Raw genomic sequence first — 24,206 nt, forward strand, 5'->3', positions numbered from 1 at the left:
CCTACTTGCTAAATTCAGCAAGTAAAATGTTTTTAAAAACTTCCGGGTTATTAATGTTTAAACTGTTCGAATTGATAGCGAGTGTATGTTTACCTCCAAGTGTTCCACCAGCAAAAGTGGAAAACCCTGGAACGCCCCCCCTGTGTCCCCATACCGAGACACCGTTCGGAAGCTTAATTTCAAGGATTCCAAGACCATATCCGGTTCCCTCTCTATTTGTAGGAACTGTAGTAAGCATTTGTTTTAACTGCTGTTCCTTCAGTAATTTGCCACCTAGTAAGTAAGAGAAGAATTTGTTTAAGTCGTCAGCAGTAGAAATCATATCTCCATCCGAGCTACCTGGGTTAATATAAGTAACGTCTTTTAGCTCACTCGCTCCGTCTAGTTGCAAATAGCCACGGGCATGCTTGGTGCCTGGAATCACGCTTGAATTACCAGGTAGAAATGTATTTGACAAATCAAGCGGTTCAATAATCCGATTTTCAACCTCTTCCGCATAACTGTTGCCAGTTACTTTTTCAATAAGGATCCCCAGTAATACGTATCCTGTGTTTGAATAAGACCAACCCTTTCCTGGGGCAAAGTCTGGGGGAAGTGAAATCCCCATCTTTACAAATTCTTCAGCCGTATATGATTTTTTTATATCCGTAATATCAAAGTCTTTTGAATTTATATAGTCAGCAATACCACTTGTATGATTCAATATTTGCCGGATCGTAATCTGGTTACCATCATATCCGTTTCCTTGAATAACACCAGGTAACCATTTTTCAATGGAGTCGTCTAGATTCAAACGGTTCTCTCCAGATAATTGAAGTAGAACTGTTGCAATGAACGTTTTCGTCACACTGCCAATGCGAAAGCGAAAATCTGCTTTCATTGGTTTCTTAGTTTTCAAATCCGCTATCCCAGCACTATAACTCCAAGTTTTACCCCCCTTAGAAATTTGAGCGAGTATTCCCGGGTATCCAAGTTGCAGTTCATCTCGCATTGCTTTCTTAACGGAAGTACGATCGCTTTTCGTACTTGTTTGTAACGAACTAGATACATTTTGCGTAGATTCTGCTTTTACAATTGATGTTGGTGTTATGTATAACAGGGAACTTCCACCTATTAAAAGTGCTAGACTTGCACATGTAATTTTACTGCTTGTTTTCATAAAGAATTCCTCTCTTCTATTTAAATTGTATTGATTGTTGATAGCTATGTCATATACTAACCACACAGCTATCAACTCTCCCAATGATAAAAGTCAACACTGAATTTGCAATTATCGTACTAATCATTATTTTCACAAACACCATTGTGTCCTAACAATCTCTAAATCACTCTTTTTCCATATGCATATTAACCATAGAAATTACTTCTTTTCCTTAAAACACTCTTGTTACTGATTATTTGTTTTATATGTAGGCCGTACTTGCCCCCCTTCATGCCTCCTTATATTTTTATCCTACACAATGAAAATCTCTTTTTTCTTACCTATTCCTTACAAATTCCTTACATACAAAATCACTTCTACAATAGGATTGAAGTAGCATCTGTGCCCGAAAGCGCAAAAAATACCGATGCTTTTCGCTTCAGTGTTTTTGCGCTTTACATATTGAAGATTCGTTTTACTCTTAACAGGTTAAACTGCTAATTTTTTCTAATGCGATTATTCTTCTTGCTATATAGAACAAATTTCATTGTGTTATATGAAACACTATGAAATTTGTCATTAAGGCACATAATTCTAAATTTATTGATGTACTTGAGATGGACTCACTTTTTGAATTTGAACAAGTATATCAAATGCTTTACCTAATGATATATCAACAGTTTTTGGTATATCAGGCCCTTCGGTAGTTATTCCAGCGAAAATTGGATGTTGTTCGTTTAACCAAGTTTTTGTCACGCCATTCGCCTTACGTAAATCAATAAAAAATTGATCTTTTTTGACCTGTCCAAAAATGTAGTTATAACTGTTTGGATCATCCGATTTTAATGTTCCATAGGGGCCAAATTCACCATCGCTATTCTTGACATTATATTGCCCTTCATAAACTGACGTTCCAATAGATACGTACCGTTTTCCGTAATATTCTGCTAAATGCTGCCCTGCTACTTTAGGGTATATAAAAGAAAGCATATTTGTTTTCGAAACGTGTCCATTATGTCCCCATACAATCGTTTTTCCTAAATGTTCTTCAGTCCACTTCGCATTTTCATACATTGCAATATCATGTTTCAAATAAAAATCCGATGGTTTATCAGGAGGTGTCGCTAACATTGTAGTAAACTGTTCAATAATACGAGCATTTTGCTTTATCCATGCAAACTCTTTAGATTTCCCATTTAAATAGCTTTTATTTTCCTCTAATAAAGCACTAATTTGTTTAGCATCTAAAACATACTTTTCTTTTTCTTCTTTCGTAAGGCTTTCAAAAGTATTCATATCCTTTGTTACAGGAATAAGCCCTTTTATCTTCTCTTCTACTCTAGGCAACAGTTTTGAGTTGTTTGCTTTAATATATTCTATTATATTATTATAAACATTTTCGTTTACTGATTGAATGTCCATCCCGATGACACGTACTTTCGATTTATGTTTTGGATTAGCATTATATTGCCGAATCCAATCAAGTAAATCTAGCATTTCTTTCGTCTTAAATACAGGTGTTAGATGTTGGCTTGGGTTTCCCTTACCAGTAAGAACATATCGATCAAGTTCCAAGGCCCTGTCCCATCCCTCTTCTAAAACTAGATTGGTAAAGCCCTTTTCAGATACTAAATACTTAACAATGCGGTGTTTCATTGTAAAAACTTCATGAGCCCCATGCGTAGCTTCACCTAAACCTACAATTGAAGCTGAACCTACCATATTCTTAAGTGGTTTCAAATCATTAAGAGATGCAGTTGGATTAGTTGTTTTTAAAGGCTTTGCATGTGCTTCTAACCATTTCGCTATTTGATTTGTATTGTAGGGAGCTGTAACAGAAACCTCTGTTTTCGAATCTGCATAAGTATTTCCTACAAAATGAGTCATTGTTATAGCAGAAGCAACAATTGCAATAATTATTTTCTTTTTCATAAAAAACCTCCTGAAATATTTACTTATAGCTTTTTTACATACTCTGCCAATTTCCGTTTAAAACATTCATTTTCTTATTACTGTTAAGATACATTTATTCTAGTTCCTAAAACTCACTTATTTCTTAATAGGTTCTTAAGAAATTCTTAATTCACTTATACGAATATAAAACTAAATAAGCTTCAATTCATTGTATTGTAAATTCCTCATTGCATAACATTATAATGTGCAGATATTCGTTATAGATGATGTTATCTAAAGTATTCAATTTCAGTATGTATTATTAACGTAGTTAATATATGGTTAATATGAAGTTCCAAATTTTGATTGTTTGTAGTCTCTTTATCATAGAGTTAATTTAGGGGTTATTTTTTGTTCACTTCATTTTTTCGGCACTCTGCATCTAGACGGTATACCCATTGGCCACAGTTAGACTATTTCAAATCAAAAAAATAGATTACCTGCACACTAAAGAGTATAGCGCACAGGTAATCTAGTTGTTTTTGAGATTAATAAAAAACTAATTTATCTTTTGAATTCTTCCATCAATAATAGACTGAATTGGTTCTTTTGATTTTTTTATATAATCTACTAATGCTTCAAAATCAGTTGGTCCTGTTTCAGCATCTTTACCGTTTTTAAAGGATACAAATCCATCTCCACCTGAAGCTAGAAATGCGTTCGCAACGACGCTGTAAGTTTTAGAAGGAATAATTTCTTCTCCATTTGTTAAGCGAATACTTGTTACTTTTTCTCCATTAGGCTTGTTCGCATCCCAAGTGTATTGGATCCCTGAAATTTGAAGCATTCTTGTTATGTCTTTTTGCCATTGTTGATTTAAAATATCACGAATGTCTTGACCTGTTAAATTTACTTTTATTAATTGATTTCCGAATGGTTGAATACCATATATCTCTCCCCATGTAATATCACCAGCATCTAAGTCATTACGAATACCACCAGGATTCATAAGTGCAATTTGGGATTGCATTGTTGCACGCTGAGCATCAGCAACTAAATTTCCGAGAGTAGATTCACCAGCCGTATTGAGTTTACGATCTAGTGGAGCAATAGACTTACCTACAATTTCATTAACAAGAGGTGCGATTTTTGCTTGATATTTCTCCATCTTCTTCTTGATTTTTTTATCAGGCTCCATGCCTTCATGGTAAGTTGTAACAATTTCTGCTTTTTTCTCAACAATATCTTGTGTTTTACGATCAATCTTTACATCAACATCAGCAAAAGCCATACCATATGAATTTGCTTGTACGACAAGTTTATTATTAACAGTTCCATTTACATAGGTGTGGCTATGGCCACCAAAAATAACATCGACTTCTGGATCAGTCTCATTTGCTAATCGGACGATATCACCATTTGTTACGCCGTTCCCATCTGTTATACCTCCGTTATGTGCAAGAACAACGATAGATTTAACGCCTAGTTTTTTTAATTGCTTTACGGATTTGTTAATAGCTTCAACTTCATCTGTAATTTCTACATTCTTTAGCATAGTAGGCATAACAAGGTTAGGAACATCCGTTGTTACGACTCCGATAAAGCCAACAGGAACTCCTTGTACCTTTTTTATAGTGAATGGTGGTAAAAATAAACGACCGGTGGATTTATTATAGAAATTTGCAGCAACATATGGGAATTTTGCTCCTTTAAAATTTCCTGTTTTCTCATGGTATCCACCATAAATAAGGCGGTTCATTTCTTCAACACCTTCATCAAATTCATGATTTCCTATCGTTCCAACATCGAATTTCAAATCATTTAGAAATTCAATCGTAGGTTCGTCTTGTAATAATGCTGAAACAGGAGTACTTGCTCCAACAACATCGCCAGCATGTACCTTTAATGTATTCGGATTTTGTTTTTCACGATCACGTAAATAAGCCCCTAAGTACTCAATTCCCCCTGCATCTTTATTGTTAATTTTTTTTACAGTGTCTAGTTGCCCATGAAAATCGTTAATACCGAGCATTTGTACATCTATGTAGCGGTTTTGTTCTGTACTTGCTTGGATTGAAGGCGCAGCAAATACACTAGTAAAAGTAACTGTACTTAATGCTAAAGCAACTGGAATGATTTTTTTCAACATAAAATTTCTCTCCCCTAATTAAAATCTGACATAATACGATGTTATTTTAATATATTAAGAGAATTATTTCCACAAAAATTCTACCAATTATAAAAATTAATAAGATTTTATTGTTTTCTGATAAGATATTTCTTCCTCAGAAAAATGTATATTTCTTTGTTTTGAGGATTATTCAAAATATTATCTTGATAGTAATATAACAATACTTCTAAGAAATCTAAAAAACTCTAATCAATATATTTTAGCTGTTAAGAAGAGTATTCAATCCAAAATTAATGGAGATTTATCAACCTAACATCTCAATATCACCATTTAAAAAGATGCTCCTGGATTTATCCAAGAGCATCTTTTATAAAGCTTTATTTTTTACTTGTTTATAATTTATCAATTAACAATTATATAGTTGTAATCAGTCATTTAAAAATAATAGGAGTGCTTCATTAAATTCTTTAGCATGCGTTGCATGTAGCCCATGTGGACCACCCTTTATTAAGGCCACTTTAGAATTAGGAATTGCTTCATGTGTTAATTTCCCACTATATTCATATGGTACAGTTGCATCAGAATCACCGTGAATAATAAGAGTAGGTATATTAAACTTCTCCAAGTCTTTTCTAAAATCTGTCTTACTAAAGGCGGTAATACAATCAAGTGTTCCTTTAGGTGATGCACTGGCTGCAATATCCCAATTATATAAACGGAATGGCTCACTAACTAAATCTGTTCGATTACCAGCCGCGAAAAATCCCTTAGTAAATTCATCAAGAAATGCAAGGCGGTCATTTATCACACCACTTTTGAATGCTTCAATTGTTGCATCATCTAATGCCCCTTCAGGATGATTCTCTGATTTGTATAAATATGGAGGTACTGCTCCAGCAAAAACAGCCTTTTCAATACGATCTGTTCCATACGTACTAATATACCGGGCTACTTCGCCTCCACCCATAGAAAAACCAACAAGTGTGACATTTTGAAGCTCTAAATGTTCTAATAGTTGATGTAAATCAGAAGTAAAGGTATCATATTCATACCCTTCCCACGGCTGAGATGATTGTCCAAATCCTCGACGATCATATGTTATAACTCTGTATCCAGCCTCAACAAGAGCGGGAACTTGGTATTCCCAAGATCGACCACTTAACGGCCAACCATGAATGAGTACAACTGGTTTTCCTGTGCCATGATCCTCATAATATATCTCAATTGGTGCTTGATTTTCGGTTCCTACAGTAATTTTAGCCATGCTTCTACCTCCAAAAAATATTCTAATATGTATCCTTTTCTTCAATAATCTGGATGAATGTCATAACCTATTCATGCACGTTTATGTTGTGAACTCTAAGTATGAAACTCTATTGTTCCAATGCATTCATTTTCTCCTTTTGGAACAATCCCCCCTCTAATACCTTTTTCATCATAAAATAATTACTGAACATTACTCCTATTCAATTGTAATAACAAAAATAGGTGACTATCAATATTGTTCTATCTATAGGATGTATAGGTAAAACCAATCTATTTTATAGTGAAAACAACTATAGTTACGACCTATACGAATTATAGATAATTTAGAATTGATTAACGAATCAGTTTTCAAATACTATAAATTTGTATAGCACTTCATGTTCTATGAATGCTGCTATAACCAATATTATTGGTCAGCTTAGTTATAAACGAAGAAACTTATGATAGTATTCGACTATTTAAACTTTCTTCGATTACTTAATTTTTAGGAGGAATACATAATGACTGATCTCTATTCTCGTATTAACAAAGACGATGCTGTCGTGCTTTTAGTAGATCATCAAACTGGTCTTATGTCCGGACTAGTACGTGACTATGGTGTTGATGAATTCAAGAACAATGTTTTAGCTCTTGCTCATACTGCTAAGTTTTTTGATTTACCAGTTATTTTAACAACAAGTTTTGAAAACGGGCCTAACGGACCTTTAATGCAAGAATTGGTTGATCTCTTTCCTCATGCACCAAAAATAGCTCGACCTGGACAAATTAACGCATGGGATAATGATGATTTTGTAAAAGCAATCGAAGAAACTGGAAAAAAGCAACTTATCATCGCGGGCGTAGTTACGGACGTTTGTGTTGCTTTCCCTGCACTTTCCGCTACAAAAGCTGGATATGAAGTATTTGCTGTTACTGATGCTTCAGGAACTTTCAGTAAACAAGTTGCAGATGCTGCCAATACTCGTATGGCACATAGTGGCGTGCAACTTATGAACTGGTTTAGCGTAGCTTGCGAATTACAACGCGATTGGCGCAACGATGTCGAAGGTTTTGGCAATTTGCTTGCTAGCAATCTTCCAGGCTATCAAAATATAATTGGAAGCTATAGGGGAGCTCAGCGAGATCTTAGTAAACAAAATGCATAAATGTATCTCAAGGAAATAGCTTTAAATCACCTTTTTTAAAGTAGATAGTATAAATTTAGTGCTGATTAAATCAGCACTAAATTTAAATTAAAAAGTATAGCAGAGCTTTAATTGACAGAATATACATTACTTTCAATAAACAATTAAAAAAGGAGCGTTTTATTATGAGTAATTTAGAATTGTTAAATCCGGAGAACAGTGCCTTAATTTTAATTGATTTTCAACCTCAAATGACTTTTGGAGTTGCAAGTATTGATAGACAAACATTGATTAATAACGTTATGCTACTTGCTAAATCAGCAAAAACTTTTAACGTACCTACTATTCTTACTACAGTTGAAACACGCAGCTTTTCTGGTTATTTTTGGCCACAAATTCTTGATATATTCCCAAACCATGAAATTATAGAACGTAGTTCAATGAACTCTTGGGAAGATCCGAAATTTGTTGAGGCAGTTAAAGCAACCGGTAGAAAGAAATTAATATTTGCAGCACTTTGGACTGAAGTTTGCCTTGCGTTCCCTGTGCTTGAAGCAATTAAAGCTGGCTATGAGGTGTATGCAGTTGATGATGCTTCAGGTGGTACTAGTTTGACAGCACATAACGCTGCTATGCGTCGTGTAGAACAAGCTGGTGCAATTCCAGTAACAGCAATTCAAGTTTTACTTGAATACCAACGTGACTGGGCACACAAAGACACTTATGATGCTGTAATGGAGATTGTAAAGGAACACACTGGTGCTTATGGTCAAGGTGTAGAATACGCATATACTATGGTGCATGGCGCGCTTCCAAGCAGGAAAATATGAACCAAGAAGGAGTAGCTGTCGAAGAGACTTATACAGGGAACACGATGGATGCCGGCAATCCAGTAACAACGATTGTTACATGGGAAATTCAAGAAGGTAGAGAAAAACAGTTTGAAACATGGAGACATGAAATTGAGGCTGCGGCTACTAAATTCCCAGGACATTTAGGTGTAAATCTAATAGTCCCAAGTAACGAATCCAGAGAGTATACTGTTATTTTTCGCTTTGATACGTATGAGCATCTACGTACTTGGCAAGAATCAGATGTTCGCCGGGATTTGTTAAAAACGGCGGAGCAATTTCAAGCCGCTAATCCAACTTACAAAACTGAAAGCAGTTTGGCTTATTGGTTTGTTACTCCGAAAACGCCAGTTCCACCGCCAAAATGGAAAATGTCTATCGTTACCCTTCTGGGTGTATGGCCTCTTAGCATGTTAGTTCCTAAAGTGATAGGACCTATTATAAAACATATGAATCCTATTATGTCAGCTTTTTTTGTTTCTGTATGTATCGTGTCCTTGCTATCATGGGTAGTCATGCCGATTTTCGGTAAATTATTTCATCCATGGTTACAAAATAATAGGAAGTAGACGAGGTGTGAATATGAATGTACCGGATATGGTCTTATACAACGGAAAAATTACTACCCTTGACCCTTCTCAGCCTGAGGTATCTGCTATCGCCATAACTGATGGTTTAGTCACTGCAGTAGGTGGAGATGAGCTTCTTAATAGTGCCACGGAAAAAACAAAAAAAATAGACCTTAAAAGAAAGAGAGCTATTCCAGGCCTGAATGACTCTCATATACACGTTATTCGTGGTGGTCTGCATTATAATATGGAATTACGTTGGGAAGGCGTACCATCACTTTTTATTGCTCTAGAAATGCTCAAAGAACAGGCAAGACGTACACCTGCTCCTCAGTGGGTAAGAGTAGTTGGAGGTTGGTCTGAATTTCAATTTAAAGAGAGACGGATGCCAACATTAGAAGAGATTAATGCTGTTTCTGAAGACACGCCTGTCTTTGTGCTACATCTTTACGATAGAGCACTTGTAAATCGTGCAGGGCTACGTGCACTGGGATACACGAAAGATACCCCAGATCCTCCAGGCTGTTTAATTCAGCGGGATAAAAGAGGTAATCCAACGGGCCTTTTAATTGCTAACCCTAACGCTTCTATTCTTTATTCAAGTTTGGGTAAAGCTCCAGTACTTAATCTTGACGACCAGATTAACTCAACTCGCCATTTTATGCGTGAATTAAATAGATTAGGTATTACAAGTGCCATTGATGCAGGTGGCGGTTTCCAAAATTATCCTGACGACTACAAAGTTGTTGAACATTTAGCCGAGAAGGAACAATTAACTTTACGTATTGCTTATAATTTATTTACGCAAAATCCTAATCATGAATATGAAGACTTTGCTTCATGGACAAAAATTGTTTCTCCAGGTCAAGGAAATGATAAGTATAAAATGAATGGTGCCGGAGAAATGTTAGTATTCTCTGCAGCTGATTTTGAAAAATTTCAAATGCCACGGCCCGAACTAGCTACGATGATGGAAGCCGACTTAAAGAAAGTAATTTCTCTATTGGTGGAAAACCGTTGGCCATTCCGTTTACATGCAACTTATGACGAGTCAATCACACGTTTCTTAAATGTATTTGAGGAAGTTAACAGAGAAATTCCTTTTAATGGGCTACGCTGGTGGTTTGATCATGCAGAAACAATCTCAGATCGTAGTATGGAACGTGTTAAGGCTTTAAATGGCGGTATTGCCATCCAAGACCGCATGGCTTTTCAAGGTGAATACTTTGTTGACTTATACGGAAAGGAAGCTGCAAAGCATACTCCTCCGATTTATCGTATGTTAGACCTTGGTATACCTGTTGGCGCCGGTAGTGATGCAACCAGGGTTTCTAGCTATAACCCTTGGGTTGCTCTTTACTGGATGGTTGCTGGAAAAACCATTGGTGGGCTTTCCATATACGATGAAAAAAATAAACTTGATAGAAAAGTAGCCCTGGAATTATATTCAAAAGGAAGTGCGTGGTTCTCTGGTGATGAAGGTAAAAAAGGAACCCTGGCAGTCGGTCAGTTTGCTGATATTGCTGTATTGTCTGCTGACTACTTTACTGTGCCGGAAGAAGAAATCAAAGACCTTGAATCATTGCTCACCATTATGGGTGGGCAGGTTGTTTATGGAAATAATGAATTTAAAAACTTATCACCTGAATTGCCGCCAGCATCACCTGATTGGTCACCGACGGGCGTTTATGGGTATGGTGGTGCTAACCTAGCCAACACTATACTTTCTCACGATTCCCATGATAACAAGTTACATAGTTGTAGTAACCCTCTCCATCAACACACTCATACCGTAATAGGAAAAGATGGAACTAAATGGGGTATTGGTTGTACTTGCTTTGCTTTCTAAATCAAAACCACCGGTATAATGCCGGTGGTTTTCTTTCTACAATAAGGATATATAAATTCAAAATAGCAGTGTATATCCCTACATGGAATCTGTTACTATACGATAAGACCGAAGAATTGATTGATTAACTTAACTTGTTTTTGATAGCCTTCTCTCCTTGCAAAGTCTTTCCTTTTTTCCTTAATTAAAAGTCAATGGTATCCCCCTTTTTGATCGACTACACCACACATATAAATCCACTGCCCTTTGACTTTAATATAGATCTTAATTTTTCAATTGTTACACTAAAATCATTATTATTTCTATTACACTGATACTTTTTGAGAATCATTTAACTTCTGCATAAAGATGCGTGCTGCAAAACTTAAAAATTTATCATCAAAGTGTATAAGATTAATATCTTGACTTGGTGTTGGATCAGTAATACGAACTATGCTCAAAGTATCATTATTAACAAAGTTAACCAGTGAAAGAGGTATTATAGCAACCCCATGTCCATTGTATACAAGGCTCAATAGAGAAATAGAAGATTTTGTTTCTATATTTGCTTCAGATAAAGATAACCCTAAACTCTCACAATATATCTTAATAGATTCACGACAACTACATGAAACCATTACTCTACTGAGCCCTACTAATTCTCGAAAAGAAACAAATGATTTTTCATTCAAAGGATGATTTTTTGGAATGACAAGGACGAGCTCTTCACTATACAAAAGGGTGTTTGTTAATGTATCTGGAATTTGAGCACTACGTGTAATCCCGAAATCAATATTTTTGTCAACGATTTGATTTACAGCAACTTCGGATTCTATAATCTTTACTACAATGTTGGGATAATGTTGTTGAAACTTCATAATATAAGGTGTTAAATAAGTGAGATCCTCTAATAAACCTCCTATAGTAATCACACCTCTTTTTACACCCTTTAATTCAAAAATTTCATTATAAACGTCATCAAATTGTTGCATGATAAATTTTCCTTTATCAAATAGCAGCTTACCCGCTTCTGTCATTTTGATACCTCTTCCAACTCGATGAAACAAGGGTGTATCAAGTTCACCTTCTAAAACTCGTATTTGTTGACTTAAAGTCGGCTGTGAAATACCTAGAACTTCCGCAGCTTTAGTGAAACTATTATTATTACAAACTTGAATAAAATACTCTAAATGACGTAATTCCATTCTTGATACCCACTCTCCGCTTTATGAAAGATTTATAATTTAAAGGACGATATGTATACGTTAACATAACAACTTTATTTCATACTATACCAATTGAAATTACACGTTTTATTCATTTTGTATTATAATAAATTTACTACCATTTATTAATTTTTCCTCCTATTTATTTAATTTATATTTAATTAGGACATTACTAATTCGAGATATATTTCTAAAAATTTATAGTTCGAGTGCATAATACCCTAATTTTTTCAACTTTTCGATTATCATTTTTTTCTCAATATAGTCCAAACCACCAAATATTTGCCGAATCGCCTCTTTATGCTGAGGAAAAATAATATCCATCAATTCAATACCTTCTGAAGTAATTGACGCATACGTGACACGGCGGTCTTTAGGACATGGTTTTCGTATTAAGAACCGCTTCTTTTCCAACTTATCCACTACATACGTGATACTACTACTTGCAAGTAATATTTTGTCTCCAATTTTTTGTATAGGCTGATCGCCTTTACTATACAGTAGCTCAAGCACTGCAAATTCAGTTGGATTAAGTCCATAACTTTTTATATCCTCTTCAATACGCTTAGTAATTGACTGTACTGCCCTTGATAATATAACAAATAACTTTAAAGATAAGCTCTCATCGTTAATCACGCTCATAATTACCAATCCTTTACAAGTTATCTTGAATTCGAGATTCATTATATTATCGTCAAAATATTATGTCAATCATTCATTTTAGCTTTATCAATCCAATCATAATTTATTTCTCAACATATGACATATGGAATTAGAAGAAAACAATTGTTACTATATAAGTATCTCAATTACGTTATTTCTTTTAAAGAGAGCTTGTTTTTAATGGCAAGTTCTCTTTTGCCATATTCTAAATTGAATCCGGACAAATTTCAGAGTATATGATATAGTTTTTAAACAAAGATTAGAGCTCTCCTACAAGAAGGAGAGCTCTAATCTTTCATATAAATATTCACCATTTTTATCATTACGGGGACATCAAAACTTTAACTTGATGGGGATATGGTGCTATCTCGATTAATAAATATTACAAATCATATATCTATCATATTTTTTATAAACAGGATTAATTAGATTTAAAAAAAGATTTCTTTTTCTTTACTCGTAATAAGTCACCTGTCCATCCTTTGAATCGCATATACATATACATCCCCCCTGTTGTGAAAATAATAAATAAGAGAGCGATTAAATAGCTATATTTCCATTCTAGTTCAGGCATGTATTTAAAATTCATACCCCATAATGCTCCTAAGGCTGTCAAAGGCGTACTCACAGCAGTTAATACAGTAAGAGCTTTCATAATTTCATTCCCACGATGAGAAGAAACAACTTCTTGCAAATGAATCATCGTGTCTAATTCTTCTTGGTACTCTTTAACGAGTTGTAATCCACGCTCTAATTTTACGCTTGTTTGTTTATAACAAAGGGTGTTTGTTAGTTTTTCTAACCAAGCTTCTTTTAGGCCTTGTAACACTTCTTGTATTAAGCGAAACACGTGTGTGTTCATAAATAATTCATGACGAATATGATAAATCCTTTCTAAAACTGCTATGTTATTATGATGATAAAAATCCCATAATACATTTCTGAAATTGTTTTCAAAGTAGTCAACCTTTCGCAAATAATGAGATATAAACATTGATAAGATAGCACATAATCCTTCAGCGGAACTATTACAATTTTTTGTACCCATAGGGAAATTATGTATTAATTTTTTGAAATCCTCTTCCTCTTTTTCCTGAACTGTTATCAGTATTCCATGAGCTACGAAATAATGAAGAAATTTTTGAATTTTGGCGTCCTTTTTATCTTGATCATATAAAAACGAACCATATACACAAGTTTGACTTGGTGATAACGTATAAACATATAATCCATTTTCACAAGGAGAACTTATTTTCTTTACAAATTGAGAGAAATAAGTTGTTACATCACGAGGGATTATAGAAGAAAGTTTTTCAAGCTCACTAGTTTTCACATGATACCAACTCCATTTCGTCATTTTTATGCATTCCATATTATTCTTCCTTTCTAAATTGTTTTATGTTTAATCGAATCATAACCGTAATATGACATTTGTATGTAGGTATTCATGTCTTGGAGGAAAAGTTTTTAGATCATCTAAATTACAAAATAAATGACATAGGAGGCCTTATTCTTTTAAAAGAAAGACCCCCTATATATTAGTTATTTTCATTCTCAATTTTAAACATTTCCTCTATACAAGCACTTTTTATCTTTTCTTATAAAGAATTTATTATATATGGAAAAGAAGCTACATAATTTGGCACGTCTATTCAACGAACTCCATTTCAGTCGTTATTATAATTTGGATTCATATGCAGATTGATTGGTGATGTCGTCAAATACTTGACTCCCAATAATATAGTATCCATGGAGTGCAGCCTCTTTCGAAGCGTCTACCATACGGAAAGAAGAAATTTCACTTTGCATTTTTTCAATTCGTTTTTTGTGGAGATCTACTATTCCTCCTGTCCAAATAATAGTGTTATACTGTTCTAACTTAAATTGTTCTTGTAATACACGCATGACGTCTTGGAAGTGTGCATCCAACTCTTTTTGAATCAAAGTATGAACCTGATTTGTCTCATGATTTTCTTCTCGACATTCATATCCTTTTTCTAATATGTTTGGCATGTCGTTAATATGCAATTGATTACTTTCACCCTCATGATTCTGCACGATATTCTTAATATTTTTCAAAGGCTTGCTACATCCTAGTTCCGTCTCATAATGATTTAAAATGAGATTCTGTTTCATATCTGTCATTTCTAATGTGCGAAATCCACCATCAATAATTAAGATGCGATCTCGTTCCTGAATGATTCCCTCTTTTAAGAAATAGGCATGTAAAGCGACCGGTTGCTGAAGAATCAAAGCATTTTCCACCGTAATATGAATAAATTTCCCATCAATTTGCACGGAAGTTTCTTTTTTTAGTGCACGTTGTAATTGCTCATGCTGACTACCAAAACAACTGATGGGAAGCCCGGTAACAACTAAAGGTAACACGACATTTTCTTTATAATCCTTTGCAATGCAACCAAATATTTGTTGTTTAAATCGTTCGCTTTCATAATAATTTTCTATTTCTTCGTCAAATGGAGGAAGAAATGAAGCGTCAGATTGATGTGCTTCATTTCCCATGTAGTATGCAAAGTCTAAGTCTATAAAACTTACCTTTGTTAAATCTTCACTTTCAGCATGATTAGGTACAGGGGCTAGTGTGGAAGCTTCACTCTTAACCGTCATCTCAGAATCTACATCCTGGCGATATGCCCTTTTGGTAAAGCCAATTCCTACATCAATTGCATACAGAGATTTCATACTTTTTTCCTCACTTTCTATTTTTAGAGTTACATCTAGGCACTCTCTTCTTTCCCTTCTTTCACATATTTCTTTTCATTTTTCGTTTTTTCCCCGTCTAAGTTCTTACTATTTTCATTTATTTCGTAATCCTTTTCATCTGTTTTCTTTTTGTTATTTTCGTTTTCTGTTAAGTCTTTAATGGTAGAAATCACAACTGGTGTAGCTGTAAGCAGTTGTGGTAATGTTTGTTTTGCAACATTAGCTGCAGTTACAGAAAATTGTTTACTTGTCTCAGTTACCTTCTCCAATGTTTCCTTTATGTTTCCTTCTTGTAGTTTTTCTTTTACGCTTTTTCCTTTTGTTTGTATAGCTTTCCGATTTTCTTTTTTTAATAGGGAGACGATGACTCCGGTCGTAATTCCAATCACAGCATATTTAAATATTGTATGTTTCATTTTTCTCATCCTTTTCTATTTTTATTTTCTTCCATGCTACAACCTAAAATAATTACCTTACCTATTTATCAGATGTTGCAATCTATTACAGAGAATGATAGTTTTGCGGCTGCCTAGCATTCGCCATTGGTACTTCAGCTGTTACTAGGAGTAAAATCTTCCCTTGATCTAGTTTTTCTTCATATAAGTTAGCTTCCTCCTTCGACAACCCCATTTCTTCCATTTGATTTCGAAGTTCGTCCCCTTTTTTGGAGAAAAAGTTGATAATACTTGTTCCCAATCCTTGTTCTTTTACTCCAATCGTATTTGTGTTTGTATCATCCGCAATCCTTTTTGTTATATGTTTTTCATGTGCTAAAACATAAATGTCATCGTGGCGAACCCCTTGCAATTCTAGCTCTTTTACTTTCATAACTACTTCCTGTTCATTTTGATATTCATAAACTACCGTTTTTCTTTCATTCGTATGCATCGTATCTTTCCTCCTTTAGATTTTTTATTTTTTTATTTAGTTGTTATGTAATATGTAATACACCTATTTTAAAGATGTTAAACCTAAATTTTCAAAAAATTTTACACAATAGGTTATTCATGTTTTTAATATCAAAGAAATGTCACAAGAACTTTGCTTTGATAAAAGCGCTCCAAATAACGATTTGTTTGGAAGGTAAGCCCATTGTTTTATAGAAATCATAGCAAAATAAAAAAGCACTCCTTTTCAAAGAGTGCTTTAAAAAAACATACAACCTAATCAAAATATTTCTATTTTGATTACGGAAAGAAAGTCTTTATTAAAACATATGGTTGCTAATTTAATTGCGATCTGTCTTGCACCCAAGCAGCAATATCATTTATAACATACTCAGGGATATTAGCAGGACTATAATATTCATTTGGCTTACTTATTTCCCCTTCACCCTCTGTAAAGAAATGATTTAACTTTGGATATAGTCGATAATCTACGTTATCTCGTTCTTTTAATTGTTCTTTCCAAAGAGGAATTTCAATTTTTGATTGAACTTGATAGTCTCTTTCTCCTTGAATAATAAGAAGCGGTGTCTTTTGTTCTTTTGACATTTCTGCCGCTTTAATTTTCCGTATAGAATCCCAAAATACTGCTGATCCTAAGTAAAAATCTTTTGGGGGATTCTGACCAGAGAAATTAGGATCATTTAATAATTCAAATTGCGATTTGTAGAATTTATATTGATCCAGGTTCATTGCTCCAATAGAGAAAAGGTACTCAAATTGATCTAAAACAACGTCTTGGATCGTACGAGCTGGCCCTCCCATTACAATTGCTCCAGCAATATTTTTATTTTGGTCTTTTTCAATCATTTTCGGAAGCATCATTCCACCTTGACTATGACCCAAAATATAAATTTGATTTTTATTTATTAGAGGCTCATTTTTAAGAAATTGAGTTACAAGAAGAGCATCATCTGTTGTCTCTTTATCGACTGTATAAAAGGGACTGAATTGTGTTTTCAACCCATGTTCATAAGTTCTTTTATTATAGCGAAGGACAGCAATTCCCTTCGATGCAAGACCTTCAGCTAAATCGCGAAATGGTTTTAAAGCAAACGCTGTTTCATCCTGATCAGTTGCTCCTGATCCTTGAACAAGAATAACCGCTGGAAAAGGACCCTTTCCTTTTGGAACCGACAATGTTCCTGGTAATGGAAATGCACCACTTCCAACTACTACTTCTTTATCAACAAATGACTCAGGCTTACTATATGATGGACGCTCTGCAACAGGACTAAACGACATGCTGAGTTGAAAATCGTCTATTTTTCCAGATGGATCTAGTTTAATTAGTAAAGGTACAGTCATTTTTTCAAAAACTAATTGAATCTCCACATTTGTATGAACAGGATTTATCTCTTTTTGTGTAACCTCCCCAATTTCTATAAAAGAACCTGCTTGTAATTGCACTGGGAGTCCCTCCCAATAGTTCTTCAGCCATTCTTCGGATATTATTTTCTGTAATGACCTTGAGGTTAAATCAAATGCAGATTTATAATCTTCACTATTCATATGGCGAATAAATGAAAGAGTAGTAGATATAATAGGATTTTCATCATCACTATTGTCTACTTTTTTTATAGTTGTGTTTGCTTCCTTTAATTTCGAACTAAATTGGTAGTTAAACGGATAGTTATATGTATCAGGATATAAGCTTGTTTTCAATACTTCCGTATTCCGTCCCTCATACAAACTTGAAGAACTCGTAAAATTTTCAGGTGAAATTACTTCCTCCGCATATGAGACTGAGGGAATTGCTATTGTAAAAATTGCACTGACAAGTAATAACTTATTACTTATTCTTCTTTTCTTACCCATAATTATTGATTCTCCTTTCAAAATTAAAAATTTCTAATACAATATGCCAACTATAAGGAAAATAAAAATTATGAAAGAGATTAATAATCTATTTTACGATCCCCCCCTAACTAGTTAAAAATCTATCATTAACAAACTTCAATAAAAAATGCCTTCCCCCTCTTTTTTTATCATTGGATTTTTCAGTGACATAGAAGCACAGTGCCGTATTACATGTAACTGACACATGTGATTCTCTATTCCAAAAGAAAAAAGCAATCCACTAGATGCTTTCTTTAATTGTTCTCACTCTAATTTTTTAGATAATTCTCTTATTACTGTAAGATACATTTATTCTAAATCCTAAAACTCACTTATTTCTTGATAGGTTCTTAAGAAATATCAAAAAATAAGGAAAACAAGTTATTTGGTTATTCATTCCGTAAGCTTAATGCTCAAGTTAGTTTTTTTCACACGGTTAAACTTTATTAAGAAAACCTTAAGAAATTTCCCTCTATATTCATAAGAATTTTTTTCTATACTGAATCCTGTAAATGAACAAGAGGAGAAACGACCATGAAAAAATTTGTACTTTGCATACTAGGAATAGGCCTTCCTATATACTTACTACCTTTCATATTACGCGGGGATTTAGACAGATTTAATCCGATTGCTGAAGAAAAAAATGTATACGCCGTTGCGAAAGGATATGGTGTTCCGGATTATCATCAAAAAGGAAAAGCTATGTACTCACTAAAAGCTGTTGATGAATTAAGCAATGAAAAAGAATATAATGTTGGAACGAACACGCCTAATGATTTTATAAGAAAAACTTACTTAAAACTTCATGTGAAAGGAAAGTATGTGTATTCTTACGATATCATTTCTAAAGAGGATATTCCGAAGAAAATAAGGGGACAATTGGAGATAGCCAATAAATAAAAGAGCCACTTCGTACGATTTGGCTCTTTATTCTCTCTCCCATCTACCGTTGGGAAAATTCTTTCGGTAGATTTATTAAATTCGTTATCATTGTTCCAATAACCATTGTTCAATTACTTTTACTGTTTCATCTCGTTGTGCTTTTGCCGTAATTAAACTCGCATTATCACCTTTTTGCTCACCATACATGCCAAAATGAGCATGGTTTCCCCCTTTTATCATGTGCATAGTAGTATTCTTTGACATGAACTTTTTATTGTTCTCTATTTTTTCAACAGTTGCTAAAGCATCTACTTCCCCGTAAATTGATAACATTGGAATCGATTTCGTAGAGAAGTCATCTGCAGGATACGAACCTAAGAAAATAATCCCGTCTACCTTTTCTTCATGTTGAAAGGCATACCTAGAAATCATAGCTCCGCCCATTGAATGCCCAGCAACATACCATTTTTGAACTTCAGGATACTGTTCAATTACACTATCTACCTCATTTATTCCAAGTATCGCTAAGTTTAATGGTAACTTAGGCATTACTACAAAATGCCCATCTTTTGCAAGAGCTTCTCCTAAGTAACTATAAGCCTCGGCTTCTACTTTAGCTCCTTGATAAAAAATAACTCCTATTTTTGCATCTTTCTCTCCAAAAACTATATAATCTTCATCTTTTTTATCATCTACTAAAGACAAAGCCTCTTTCGTTGGTTTATAAGTAAACTGAGACCAAGTTAAAAAAGTAATACTTCCGACGATTAAAATAGCTAGTAAAGAGTACAGAACAATTTTTATCCATTTTTTCAAAAAGATGACCTCCCTAAGATGTATATATTCTATATTTCAGATTATCATTAATAAACATAAAAACTCGAGCACTTTTATTATGCTCAAGTTTTTAGTTCCGTCTTTAATTTATACTATAAATTGTCCAAGATAAATATGTAGCAAATGCAGACCATAAAAAATATGGTATTAGCAACCATGCCGATACTTTAGATAAATTGGAAGAAAACATAATGAGAAGTAACGTAGTAATAGCGACTAGTAAACAATCTACTGTTGCTAAAAACAAATTCTTTTGGCTAAATTGAAAATAGCTGAACGCTTGATTACATATATAATTTAAAAGGAATAAAAACCAAAATGTTTTTGGCTTGAATCCATAGTTGTTGTAAATAATTGCAACTGATAATGCGATAAGTCCAAATAATACAGCCCATATCATTCCGATTGTCATACCAGGAGGTGTCCAAGACGGCTTTTCTAACGCATCATACCAAGTACGATCAATAGGGAATAAAACACTAGAAACATAAAACAAACCATATGTTAGTAAAAATACTATAATACTAGATTTTTTCATAAACATTCTCCTTTTTACTAGAAGATTATAGAAACTTTATATGATTAGTATGTCCTTGTACTGGATAAAATTCTAATATTAAAATTCAAAATACATATTGTTTAACCTATTTCATACAAATTCTTTCATACTTTTATATGCACAAAGGGCTCTCTCCCGTGCTGCCTTATGATCAACAATCGGATAAGGATATGTATCCCCAAGTTTTATATTGGATTTTTGTAAAATATGCTCAGGTGCTTCCCAAGGTTTATGTATATACTTATTCGGTATACCTCTTAATTCTGGTACCCATCTTCTTATATACTCTCCATTTTTATCAAACTTTTCTCCTTGTGTGATTGGGTTAAAAATACGAAAGTACGGTGATGCATCTGCTCCACTTCCAGCAACCCATTGCCATCCCATTGTATTATTTGCAATATCAGCATCTAGTAGTGTATCCATAAACCATTTTGCTCCTTTTTGCCACGGAATTAACAAATGCTTTACAAGAAAAGAGGCTACAGCCATTCTTGCCCGGTTATGCATAAAACCTGTTTGCCATAGTTCTCGCATTCCCGCATCAATAAACGGATAACCCGTTTTCCCCTTTTGCCATACTCTTAATAACTCCTCTTCCTTATTCCACGGAAAATGTTCAAAGCTCTTATTAAGAGGTTTATATACTGTAAATGGATAATGGTATAGTAAATAATAAGAAAACTCTCGCCAAATTAATTGACGTATAAAACTATTAACTTGTTTTTCAAAAAGACTACATTGTCTTTCGGTACTTTTATTTATTAAGTAATGAAACATTAGCTTTACTGATATTTGACCAAATGAAAGATGTGGTGCCAACATCGAATGGACATTTTGATCTGGAAAATCTCTTCCTTCACTATAAGAGGCTAATTTGCTAGAGAAAAATTTCTTGAATGTTTTATATGCCCCTTCTTCTGTCGGATCCCATATTACTTCTATATGAGATGTCCACGGTATAGTCGGCAACAATTGTAATTCTGAAACAGATAAGCTTGCTGGTAAAGAGTTTCCCCACTTTATACTCTGCACTCTGCTAATAGGTTTAAGTATTACCTGCTTTTGAAATGCATTGTAAAAAGGCGTAAACACCTTATATTCAGTGTTATCTTTCTTTTTAATAATCCACGGTTCTAATAATAAATGCGAATTAAATTCTTTACAGATAATACCTTTATCCTCTAACATCATTTTCATTTTTTGATTAGATTGTAATCTGTCCGGATCATAACAAATATTCCAATATACAGCCGTTATATCTAATTGCTCTATGAGAGAAAGTATTTCTTCCTCCGTACGTCCTTTACGAATTATTAAAGTAGAGCCCAATGCCTCAAGTTGCTTCTTTACATCTATTACAGCATGGTGCAACCACCACTTTGACGCACTTCCTATTGAAAAAGTTTCCTCTTGTATATATACAGGAAGAACCTCACCAGACTGAACAGCCTCAAATAGAGCTGGGTTATCATATAAACGAAAATCTTTTTGAAACATAACAATAATTTTATTTTGCATGGCTATCCTTTCCCATTCTTAAAGCAAAATTCATTCTTTATTAGAACAAATACTTCTGTTATTTTTAAATGATTATAAGAATCATTTTTTGTAATTGCAAACAAACTCTTCTATCTTTAATAGATTTTTCCAACTCTTAATAAAGATAAAAATATAATGCACTTTGTACTTATCTTAAACTCTTATAAAATAAAAAAGAAAATGGAGAGAAAGATGAAAAAACAATTTTATAAACAATCAAACTTAAATACATCTATAGATTCAACAATCCTATGGACTTTTCAAAACCAAAATGCCATAAATACACTTTTGAATGAAGGTAAGCTTATAACCGATCCTATTTTTGTTAGTAAAGAAGATTGCACAGCATATAAATACATTGTAAGACACATGAAACAGAAAGGTATTGACTTTATTATAGATTTCCCCATTTGGGCATGGCATTCATGCAATGGTTACCAAAAGAAGCCTACTTATGAGACTGCAAGAGAATTACTATCAGATATTCAATTAGAAAAAGAAATATACCTCATCGAATTCACATGTCCTAATTTTTTATTCATGTTAACAAACTATAGCGGATGGTGCGACATTTATTTTAAACTTACTGGCAATCCTAAAGCAAGTGTAACAAATAATGAAGAAAAATACTTATTTAATCTTTACCCTACCATTGAGGAAGAATGGGAATATCATCATATCCAAGCAACTCTACCCTACCTAAAAAAAGAATGGATTATACAAATAACTGAACTTAGTAAAATGAATGGATTTAACAAATAATATTGTTTATGAATGCTTTATTTAAGCATTCATAAACATAACAAATAGTCACATGAAACTAATACATTTAAAATAGCGTTTTTTTATAATGGAACCCTAAATAAGCTCCTTACTACTATGATTTTGTATACATGCAGTTTACTCATTTAGTTTTGGTCTAGTTTGTAAATATAAATGCAAATCTGGACTTGAACCGTTAATAATTATATCTCGAACAATTTTAGAAAGTACCATACTATAAACTAATCCATTATCTCCATACGCATAGATAAAGTGACAATTTGGAAACTCTTCATACATTCCAATTATAGGTAAACCATCATGAGTACCACCATAAAAAGCACTTAAATAAAATTCAGGTTCAACTGTTATATTGGGAAAGAGCTTATTAAATTCATTCACTAATTTCTCTTTTTTATGGATTAATTTTGAATCTCTTTCTTGAGCAATGTTTGTATCTTCATCTAATCCACCTATAATAATCCTATTATCTGCAGTAGTTCTCATATAAATATATGGTCTCGCAGTTTCCCAAATGAGAGTGCGTTTATACCAAGAAGATAAATCTTCCACAGGATTAGTAACAATTGCATATGAGCTAATCAGTGTAGCGTTCTTTTCCTTTTTAAATTCCAATCCTTCATATCCTGCAGCCACAATTACTTTATTGGCAGTAATAGAATTGCCCTCCTTTGTATAAAAGATAGCACATTCTTTCTCTAACTTTTTGCCAACAATCTCTGTATCTTCATAAATGTGAACTCCTTTATTAGAGGCTTGTTCTAATAAACTATGTGTAAATTTATAAGGATTTATTTCACCATCATTATACGTATAAATAGCTGCACGTTTTTTAAATGGATATCTCTGTCCAATTTGTTGTTCTGATAACCAAGCCGCTTTAAAATCATGCTTATGTAAATAATACAGTTCCTTTTCTAATTTCTTTATATCCTCTTCATAACTTGCATAATATAAGCTGTCACGTCGTTTAAAGTCAGAGCAATAAGGCAAGTTTTGATCAGCATATTCAATATCATTAATAGCTTGTTCACATAATTTCATATGCTTAACTGCATACTCTTCCCCAAATGTATTTACAAGTTCAAAAAACATCTTATCACCTAAATATTGAATAAGTGCTGTATTTGTAAGGTTACTTCCATGTCCTACCTTTCTTTTATCAACGATAACAATATTTAAATCTGATTCACTCAAATAGTATGCTGATTGAGCACCCGAACTTCCTGCTCCTATTATTAGTACGTCACATTTTATATCTTCGTCCAAACGAGGATAAGAAGGTGTATTAGAAAAAGTCGTGTTCCAATATAATTTCCCTTTCTGTAAATCCATTTTAATTGCACCGTCCTAAATAAAATAGTTATATCCCCATCGGTATCTCCAAATCATTCTTACTATATA

At 33.6% G+C, this 24,206-nt stretch carries 21 protein-coding genes; 6 read left to right on the top strand and 15 right to left on the bottom strand.

What is annotated here, in order from left to right; all coding sequences use genetic code 11:
- Nucleotide 1: 1 nt before the first annotated feature.
- From ACTFRU_RS03875 to ACTFRU_RS03890, 4 genes are all read right to left on the bottom strand, one after another.
- Nucleotides 2-1,159: a serine hydrolase domain-containing protein gene (locus ACTFRU_RS03875; RefSeq protein ID WP_088363636.1), complete on the bottom strand. Its 1,158-nt coding sequence runs from the start codon at nt 1,157-1,159 to the stop codon at nt 2-4.
- Between the two features lie 582 nt (nt 1,160-1,741).
- Complete coding sequence (locus ACTFRU_RS03880; RefSeq protein ID WP_440037483.1) at nt 1,742-3,073, bottom strand: erythromycin esterase family protein; 1,332 nt, start codon at nt 3,071-3,073, stop codon at nt 1,742-1,744.
- 520 nt (nt 3,074-3,593) lie between these two features.
- A complete protein-coding gene (locus tag ACTFRU_RS03885; RefSeq protein WP_016122791.1) occupies nt 3,594-5,183 on the bottom strand; it encodes a bifunctional metallophosphatase/5'-nucleotidase in 1,590 nt (529 codons plus the stop codon).
- A 409-nt stretch (nt 5,184-5,592) separates the two neighbouring features.
- Nucleotides 5,593-6,429, bottom strand: coding sequence for a bromoperoxidase (locus ACTFRU_RS03890; protein WP_139848957.1), 837 nt, complete (start codon nt 6,427-6,429; stop codon nt 5,593-5,595).
- 502 nt (nt 6,430-6,931) lie between these two features.
- On the opposite strand from ACTFRU_RS03890, the gene ycaC reads away from it, so the two are divergent.
- The 4 genes from ycaC to ACTFRU_RS03910 all read left to right on the top strand — a co-directional run bounded on the left by ycaC (nt 6,932) and on the right by ACTFRU_RS03910 (nt 10,824).
- Nucleotides 6,932-7,576 carry an isochorismate family cysteine hydrolase YcaC gene (ycaC, locus tag ACTFRU_RS03895; RefSeq protein WP_086389140.1) on the top strand — a complete coding sequence of 215 codons (645 nt, stop codon included), beginning with the start codon at nt 6,932-6,934 and terminating at the stop codon, nt 7,574-7,576.
- 164 nt (nt 7,577-7,740) lie between these two features.
- Complete coding sequence (locus tag ACTFRU_RS03900) at nt 7,741-8,385, top strand: hydrolase (RefSeq protein ID WP_000067162.1); 645 nt, start codon at nt 7,741-7,743, stop codon at nt 8,383-8,385.
- Nucleotides 8,382-8,975: an antibiotic biosynthesis monooxygenase gene (locus ACTFRU_RS03905; RefSeq protein ID WP_242321210.1), complete on the top strand. Its 594-nt coding sequence runs from the start codon at nt 8,382-8,384 to the stop codon at nt 8,973-8,975. Before ACTFRU_RS03900 ends, ACTFRU_RS03905 begins: the two co-directional genes overlap by 4 nt.
- A 13-nt stretch (nt 8,976-8,988) precedes the next feature.
- Nucleotides 8,989-10,824: an amidohydrolase gene (locus ACTFRU_RS03910; protein WP_049108392.1), complete on the top strand. Its 1,836-nt coding sequence runs from the start codon at nt 8,989-8,991 to the stop codon at nt 10,822-10,824.
- A 305-nt stretch (nt 10,825-11,129) separates the two neighbouring features.
- Here ACTFRU_RS03910 and ACTFRU_RS03915 read toward each other — a convergent pair whose 3' ends face one another.
- The 7 genes from ACTFRU_RS03915 to ACTFRU_RS03945 all read right to left on the bottom strand — a co-directional run bounded on the left by ACTFRU_RS03915 (nt 11,130) and on the right by ACTFRU_RS03945 (nt 18,178).
- Nucleotides 11,130-12,008, bottom strand: a complete 879-nt coding sequence (locus ACTFRU_RS03915; protein ID WP_000423188.1) for a LysR family transcriptional regulator — start codon at nt 12,006-12,008, stop codon at nt 11,130-11,132.
- 219 nt (nt 12,009-12,227) lie between these two features.
- The gene (locus tag ACTFRU_RS03920) at nt 12,228-12,671 is read right to left on the bottom strand and encodes a MarR family winged helix-turn-helix transcriptional regulator (protein WP_000111426.1); all 444 of its coding nucleotides are present in this window, start codon (nt 12,669-12,671) and stop codon (nt 12,228-12,230) included.
- Nucleotides 12,672-13,113: 442 nt separating this feature from the next.
- Nucleotides 13,114-14,064: a magnesium transporter CorA family protein gene (locus ACTFRU_RS03925; RefSeq protein WP_368936004.1), complete on the bottom strand. Its 951-nt coding sequence runs from the start codon at nt 14,062-14,064 to the stop codon at nt 13,114-13,116.
- A 305-nt stretch (nt 14,065-14,369) separates the two neighbouring features.
- Nucleotides 14,370-15,395, bottom strand: coding sequence for a ParM/StbA family protein (locus tag ACTFRU_RS03930; protein ID WP_086389137.1), 1,026 nt, complete (start codon nt 15,393-15,395; stop codon nt 14,370-14,372).
- Between the two features lie 35 nt (nt 15,396-15,430).
- Nucleotides 15,431-15,832: a hypothetical protein gene (locus ACTFRU_RS03935; RefSeq protein WP_000683215.1), complete on the bottom strand. Its 402-nt coding sequence runs from the start codon at nt 15,830-15,832 to the stop codon at nt 15,431-15,433.
- Between the two features lie 85 nt (nt 15,833-15,917).
- Nucleotides 15,918-16,304, bottom strand: coding sequence for a general stress protein (locus ACTFRU_RS03940; RefSeq protein WP_000557320.1), 387 nt, complete (start codon nt 16,302-16,304; stop codon nt 15,918-15,920).
- A 335-nt stretch (nt 16,305-16,639) separates the two neighbouring features.
- Complete coding sequence (locus tag ACTFRU_RS03945; RefSeq protein WP_440037484.1) at nt 16,640-18,178, bottom strand: alpha/beta hydrolase; 1,539 nt, start codon at nt 18,176-18,178, stop codon at nt 16,640-16,642.
- 555 nt (nt 18,179-18,733) lie between these two features.
- Here ACTFRU_RS03945 and ACTFRU_RS03950 point away from each other — a divergent pair.
- The gene (locus ACTFRU_RS03950) at nt 18,734-19,099 is read left to right on the top strand and encodes a YxeA family protein (RefSeq protein WP_006918137.1); all 366 of its coding nucleotides are present in this window, start codon (nt 18,734-18,736) and stop codon (nt 19,097-19,099) included.
- A gap of 87 nt (nt 19,100-19,186) precedes the next feature.
- On the opposite strand, the gene ACTFRU_RS03955 is transcribed toward ACTFRU_RS03950, so the two are convergent.
- The 3 genes from ACTFRU_RS03955 to ACTFRU_RS03965 form a co-directional block, all read right to left on the bottom strand.
- Entirely contained in the window at nt 19,187-19,897 is a 711-nt protein-coding gene (locus tag ACTFRU_RS03955; RefSeq protein WP_016122797.1) for an alpha/beta hydrolase, read from the bottom strand.
- Nucleotides 19,898-20,000: 103 nt separating this feature from the next.
- Nucleotides 20,001-20,456 (bottom strand): TspO/MBR family protein, encoded by a 456-nt coding sequence (locus ACTFRU_RS03960; protein WP_141402297.1) that lies wholly within the window; start codon nt 20,454-20,456, stop codon nt 20,001-20,003.
- A gap of 111 nt (nt 20,457-20,567) precedes the next feature.
- A complete protein-coding gene (locus ACTFRU_RS03965) occupies nt 20,568-21,998 on the bottom strand; it encodes a cryptochrome/photolyase family protein (protein ID WP_440037485.1) in 1,431 nt (476 codons plus the stop codon).
- A 213-nt stretch (nt 21,999-22,211) separates the two neighbouring features.
- Here ACTFRU_RS03965 and ACTFRU_RS03970 point away from each other — a divergent pair, with 213 nt between their 5' ends.
- Nucleotides 22,212-22,781, top strand: a complete 570-nt coding sequence (locus ACTFRU_RS03970; protein ID WP_290101159.1) for a DUF3841 domain-containing protein — start codon at nt 22,212-22,214, stop codon at nt 22,779-22,781.
- Nucleotides 22,782-22,919: 138 nt separating this feature from the next.
- Here ACTFRU_RS03970 and ACTFRU_RS03975 read toward each other — a convergent pair whose 3' ends face one another.
- On the bottom strand, nt 22,920-24,137 hold the full coding sequence (locus ACTFRU_RS03975; protein ID WP_336457681.1) for an NAD(P)/FAD-dependent oxidoreductase: 1,218 nt from the start codon (nt 24,135-24,137) through the stop codon (nt 22,920-22,922).
- Between the last annotated feature and the right edge of the window lie 69 nt (nt 24,138-24,206).

It is taken from the genome of Bacillus cereus group sp. MYBK220-1, from assembly GCF_051916445.1.
In the GTDB taxonomy this organism is placed as follows: Bacteria; Bacillota; Bacilli; order Bacillales; family Bacillaceae_G; genus Bacillus_A; species Bacillus_A cereus.